Below are 5,547 nucleotides of genomic sequence, written 5' to 3'. Positions count from 1 at the left end.
GGGCGCGTGGGCCTCATTTTTCAATTTCCGGTACCGCCGGGCAGTGCCGGGCGTAAGGGGGGCCGCGCTACCGGGGCGCGGGGCAGGGCCGCCCGCTACCCAAGGCAGGTGCGGACCAAGGCCCACACCCAGCGAGCTGGCTGGCCCTTACTGCGCCAGCTTCGCCTTCAGCGCGGCGATCAGCTTCACCGGCGCTTCGGCGGTGGCCGGCAGGCCACGCGGGTCGACCGCGGAGATGTAGGCACCGGCATCGACGGCGACCACGCGGACCAGGAAGTTGCTGCCTTCGTAGGCCACGTCGTACGAGCCGAGCAGCTGGGCGCGGCTGGCGATGGTCACGCCCTGCACGCCTTCCAGCGCGGTACCGACCTTGGCGAAGGCCTCATCCTTGCCACCGGCAATGGTGAAACCGGTGTTGCCAACGGCCGGAGCCGCGGCCGCCGGTGCTGCCGGCTTGGTGGCCGAAACCAGCGCCGGCACCTTGTTGTCACCGGTCGTGGCCGGCAGGTTCAGGTCCGGCGGCACTTCCAGCGGGCGCATTTCCGGGGCCAGGGCGTAGTCGCCCTTGACGCCACGCTTGAAGCAACCGGTGGTGCCGGCCGCAACAGCTACAGCAAGCAGGGCGTAGGACAGCACGCGGACAGTGGAAACGGATTGACGCATGTGAATCTCCTGGGTCAGACCAAGACGAAAGGTCAGTGGCTGGAAAGGGCTTCGAGCGCGGCGATGTCGCCGGCAAGATGGTCGGCAGCCGCATGGTGCGGCGCCGACAGCGGCAGCAGCGGCAGGCGCAGGTCGTGGCCGATGCCGATACGGCGCAGCAGCGCCTTGACCGGAATCGGGTTCGGCTCGACACCGCAGAAGTCATGGAACGGCTGCAGGCGCGCGTCCCAGGACCCGGTGGCTTCATGGTCGTGGGCGGCGGCCAGCTCGCACATCCGGCGGTAGGCGCCCGGAAGCACGTTGGAACCGACCGAGATCAAGCCATCGACACCGGCCTGGATCGACCGGGCCGCCGTGCCGTCGTCACCGCTGAGCACGGCGAACTGCGGGCTGCGCAGGGCCAGCAGCGCCTGCACCCGGCCGGTGTCGCCCACCGCCTCCTTGATGCCGACGATGTTGGGATGGCTGGCCAGTTCGGCCACGGTCTCCGGCTGCATGTCGCAACCGGTACGGCCGGGCACGTTGTACAGCACGACCGGCAACCCACCCTGGTCGGCCACCGCTCGGTAGTGCGCGATCAGGCCGGCCTGGGTCGGCCGCACGTATGGCGGGGTGACCACCAGCGCGTGGCTGGCACCGAGTGCAGCGGCGCGGCGGGTCTGTTCGATGGTTTTGGCGGTGCCCGACAGGCCGGTACCGGCGATGACCGGAATGCGGCCGCCGATGCGCTCGACCGCGCTGGCAAGCAGCAGGTCGTACTCGGCATCGGTGAGCGTTGCCGCTTCGCCGGTCGAGCCGGCAACGACAACGCCGTGGACGCGACCTTCCAGTTGCAGGTGCAGCAGGCGCTGCCAACCGTCGGGATCGAGGGCGCCGTCGGCCCGGAACGGGGTCGCCAGCGCGGTGATGAGGCCGGAAAGGGACAAGGACGTGCTGCTCTTGGCTGGAAAGGGAAAACGCCCGCCACGAAAGGCCGGGGGCGACCTGAATGTTACTTGCGGCGCGAAAGCACGGGCAAGTATGCTGGACACCGGTGGATCCCCGCCTCTGGCGGGCATTCAGACTAACGCATGCATTACCCGGAATCGCCTTGACCGACACCACCCCGCGCCCCGCGCCGAGCGAAAACCACCTCCTGATCAACGCCTATACGACGCATCCGGAGTCCCCCCTGCTGTCCGTCACCCGCCGCATCGCCGACAGCGGCTGCAACCTGGTGGACGCACGCCTGGCCACGGTCGGTCGCGATGTCTCGGTCACCGCCCTGGCCACCGGCTCCTGGGACTCGGTAGCCAAGCTGGAAGCGATGCTGACCCGGCTCGAGCGCGAGGAAGGCCTGAAGCTGGTCTGGTACCGCACCGCCGCCAAGCAGGCGCAGTCCAACCTGCTGCCGTACATCGTCGAGGTGATCGCCGCCGACAAGCCGGGCATCCTGTTCCAGCTGGCCGATTTCTTCGACCGCCAGGGCATCACCATCGAGAACCTGCAGAGCACCCGCTACCGCGCCATGCAGACCGGTGCGGAGATGTTCAGCGCGCAGGTCACCATCGGCGTGCCGGCCAACATGCACATCGCCGCGCTGCGCGACGATTTCCTCGAGTTCTGCGACCACCTGAACCTGGACGCGATCATGGACCCGATGAAATTCTGATCGGAAGTGCGGATTTTTCGCGCGCCTCTCACGGGCGCGTGGCGTTTCATGCAATTGTCGTAGAAACAACCCAGGCTCGACAGAAGGACCTCATGAACAACGGCGATACCCTGGACAGCACTACCCTCTCCCTGCCGCTGGCACTGTCCGGTGGCAACCAGGCCACCCTCGGCGACTATGCCGGCCAGTGGCTGGTGCTGTACTTCTACCCCAAGGACAGCACGCCCGGCTGCACCACCGAAGGCATCGACTTCAACGCGCTGCTGCCGAAGTTCAGGAAGGCCGGTGCGGTCGTGCTCGGTGTCTCGCGCGACTCGGTGAAGTCGCACGACAACTTCTGTGCCAAGCAGGGCTTCAGCTTCCCGCTGGTCAGCGATGGCGACGAAGCGCTGTGCACCGCCTTCGACGTGATCAAGATGAAGAACATGTACGGCAAGCAGGTACGTGGCATCGAACGCAGCACCTTCCTGATTTCCCCCGACAGCCGCATCGTGCAGTCCTGGCGCAAGGTCAAGGTTGCCGGCCATGCCGATGCTGTTCTCGCCGAACTGAAGGCCTCCCAGTCCAAGTGAGTCCCACTGCCTACTGTGTCTGCCATCACCCTGCCCCGCAGCAGGCCGTGGTGGTTTTTCCCTGTCCGTAACCAGGAATCGACGATGACCCGAGGCAAGCGCATCTACGTGCTGGATACCAACGTGCTGATGCACGATCCCACCGCGCTGTTCAAATTCGAAGAGCACGACGTCTACCTGCCCATGCAGGTGATCGAGGAGCTGGACAACGGCAAGAAGGGCACCTCCGAAGCGAGCCGCAACGCCCGCCAGGTGAGCCGCTTCCTCAACGAGCTGGTGCAGGCGTCGGGCCTGGACAACCTGGCCGACGGCATTCCGCTGCAGCGGCCCAATGGCCTGCAGCTGCGCGGCAAGCAGAGCGCGGGCAAGCTGCGCTTCCAGACCAGCCATTTCGATGCCGGCAAGAGCTTCGGCAAGGTCATCCCGGACAACGCCATCCTCGGCGCGATCCTGGCCCTGAAGGAAGAGACCCCGGACCTGCCGGTGGTGTTCGTTTCCAAGGACATCAACCTGCGGATCAAGGCTGCGATCGCCGGCATCGTGTCCGAGGACTACGAGAACGACCGCGCGCTGGACGATTTCAGCCTGCTCTACACCGGCGCCACCGAGCTGCCGGAAGACTTCTGGAAGCGCCATGGCGACGACCTGCGCAGCTGGAGCGACAAGGGCCGTACCCATTACGAAATCCTCGCGCAGGACGGCGAGGAGTGGTATCCGAACCAGTACGTCTACCTGCCCGGCGAAGACGAAGTCGAACTGCGCGTAAGCCGCGTGGTCGGCGACGGCAAGGTGGTGCTGTCGCTGGTCGATGATTTCCGCCACGGCAGCCACGCCGTGTGGGGCATCAGTGCGCGCAACCGCGAGCAGAACTTCGCGCTCAACGCACTGATGGACCCGGAGATCGACTTCGTCACCCTGCTGGGTACCGCCGGTACCGGCAAGACCCTGCTGGCACTGGCCGCCGGCCTGGCGCAGACGATGGACCAGCAGCGCTACCGCGAGATCATCATGACCCGCGCCACGGTCAGCGTCGGCGAGGACATCGGTTTCCTGCCGGGCACCGAGGAAGAGAAGATGACGCCGTGGATGGGCGCGCTGACCGACAACCTGGAAGTGCTCACGCACAACCAGGAAGGCGGCACCTGGGGCCGCCAGGCCACCAACGACCTGCTCGCCAGCCGCATCAAGATCCGCTCGATGAACTTCATGCGCGGCCGCACCTTCCTGTCGCGCTACCTGATCCTGGACGAGGCGCAGAACCTCACCCCGAAGCAGATGAAGACGCTGATCACCCGTGCCGGCCCCGGCACCAAGATCGTCTGCCTGGGCAACGTCGAGCAGATCGACACCCCGTACCTGACCGAAACCACTTCGGGCCTGACCTACGCGGTGGATCGCTTCAAGAACTGGCCGCATAGTGCGCACATCACCCTGCGCCGTGGCGAGCGTTCGCGCCTGGCCGATTACGCTTCGGAGGTGTTGTGAACCGCTGCACCCGCCTGCTGCTGCCCACAGCTGCGATCACCCTCACAGCCGTGCTCGGCGCCTGCACCACTACGCGCGGCCCGGCCAGCGTGCCGACCGCCGAGCGCACCGGCCAGTCCTGGGTCGTCACCCGCCCGATCATCGCCGCGCAGGTGCTCGACACCTGCTCGCGGCCCAGCCCCGGCCGCGAGGCCGGGCGCGTCAGCGGCTACTGGGCACCCAGCCGGCAGCAGATCGATCAGCTGGAAGCGCGGCTGTCATCGCTTGAAGCACAGGTGCCGAAGGTGCTGGACTTCGACCGCCAGTACGTCGGCATCGAAAGTGCCGGCAAGCGGCTGATCTACATCAACGCCTTCCCGCACGACGACAGCGGCGTGAATCCCGCACGGGAAGCGATCCGCACCTGCGATGGCGGCGCACAGTTCTGGGGCGCAGTGTTCGATCCGGCCAGCAACACCCTCAGCGAGCTGCAGTTCAACGGCGGCTTCGGCGGGCCCTGAGGGGCCCCGCCGATGGGAATACGCCTGCCCACCTGGGTCTGGATCGGTGCGGTCGCGCTCTCGTGCGTAGCCGGCATGGTCAACGTGGTCGGCTTCCTCGGTTTCGAGCACCAGGCGGTCAGTCACATGACCGGCAGTACCAGCCAGCTCGGCATGGCACTGGCCCAGGGGGACTGGCGCGCCGTCGGGCACCTGTGGGGGCTGCTGATCGCGTTCTCGCTGGGCGCGATGCTCAGCGGCCTGCTGATCCAGGACAGCGCCCTGCAACTGGGCCGGCGCTATGGCGTGGCACTGGCGCTGGAATCGGCGCTGCTGCTGATCGCCATTCCGCTCTTTGAACAACAGCAGATCTGGGGCGCGCTGGCCGCCGCCATGGCCTGCGGCCTGCAGAACGCGATGGCCACCACCTTCAGTGGCGCGGTGGTGCGCACCACCCACCTCAGCGGCATGTTCACCGACCTTGGCATCGGCCTCGGCCACCTGCTGCGCGGGCTGCCGCTGCAGGTGCGGCGCCTGACCCTCAGCGGACTGATCATCAGCGGCTTCCTCGCCGGCGGTGTCATCGGCGCCTGGCTGTTCGTACGCTGGCAATACGACGCCCTGCTCGCTCCGGCCCTGCTGACCGGCCTGACCGGGCTGGGCTATGTGCTGTACCAGCACTGGGCACGTTGGCGGC

The 5,547-nt window shown here is 67.0% G+C and carries 7 protein-coding genes; 5 read left to right on the top strand and 2 right to left on the bottom strand.

Features of this window, described 5'->3' with window-relative positions:
• Positions 1–147 precede the first annotated feature (147 nt).
• Positions 148–663, bottom strand: a complete 516-nt coding sequence (locus tag QRO91_RS21660; protein WP_049430669.1) for a hypothetical protein — start codon at positions 661–663, stop codon at positions 148–150.
• 32 nt (positions 664–695) lie between these two features.
• Complete coding sequence (gene dapA / locus QRO91_RS21655; protein WP_049430670.1) at positions 696–1,589, bottom strand: 4-hydroxy-tetrahydrodipicolinate synthase; 894 nt, start codon at positions 1,587–1,589, stop codon at positions 696–698.
• A 164-nt stretch (positions 1,590–1,753) separates the two neighbouring features.
• Here dapA and QRO91_RS21650 point away from each other — a divergent pair, with 164 nt between their 5' ends.
• The 5 genes from QRO91_RS21650 to QRO91_RS21630 form a co-directional block, all read left to right on the top strand.
• A complete protein-coding gene (locus QRO91_RS21650; protein WP_005409051.1) occupies positions 1,754–2,314 on the top strand; it encodes a glycine cleavage system protein R in 561 nt (186 codons plus the stop codon).
• A 92-nt stretch (positions 2,315–2,406) separates the two neighbouring features.
• A complete protein-coding gene (locus tag QRO91_RS21645) occupies positions 2,407–2,886 on the top strand; it encodes a peroxiredoxin (RefSeq protein WP_049430673.1) in 480 nt (159 codons plus the stop codon).
• An 84-nt stretch (positions 2,887–2,970) separates the two neighbouring features.
• Entirely contained in the window at positions 2,971–4,371 is a 1,401-nt protein-coding gene (locus QRO91_RS21640; protein WP_014036782.1) for a PhoH family protein, read from the top strand.
• Positions 4,368–4,871 carry a hypothetical protein gene (locus tag QRO91_RS21635; RefSeq protein WP_049430676.1) on the top strand — a complete coding sequence of 168 codons (504 nt, stop codon included), beginning with the start codon at positions 4,368–4,370 and terminating at the stop codon, positions 4,869–4,871. The genes QRO91_RS21640 and QRO91_RS21635 overlap by 4 nt, the downstream gene beginning before the upstream one ends.
• Positions 4,872–4,883: 12 nt before the next feature.
• Positions 4,884–5,547: YoaK family protein (locus QRO91_RS21630; RefSeq protein ID WP_285310563.1), on the top strand; the 664-nt coding region annotated here is incomplete at its 3' end.

The organism is Stenotrophomonas maltophilia group sp. Smal32 (genome assembly GCF_030237085.1).
Taxonomy (GTDB): Bacteria; Pseudomonadota; Gammaproteobacteria; order Xanthomonadales; family Xanthomonadaceae; genus Stenotrophomonas; species Stenotrophomonas maltophilia_Q.
This window is presented reverse-complemented; position numbering and strand designations above follow the sequence as displayed.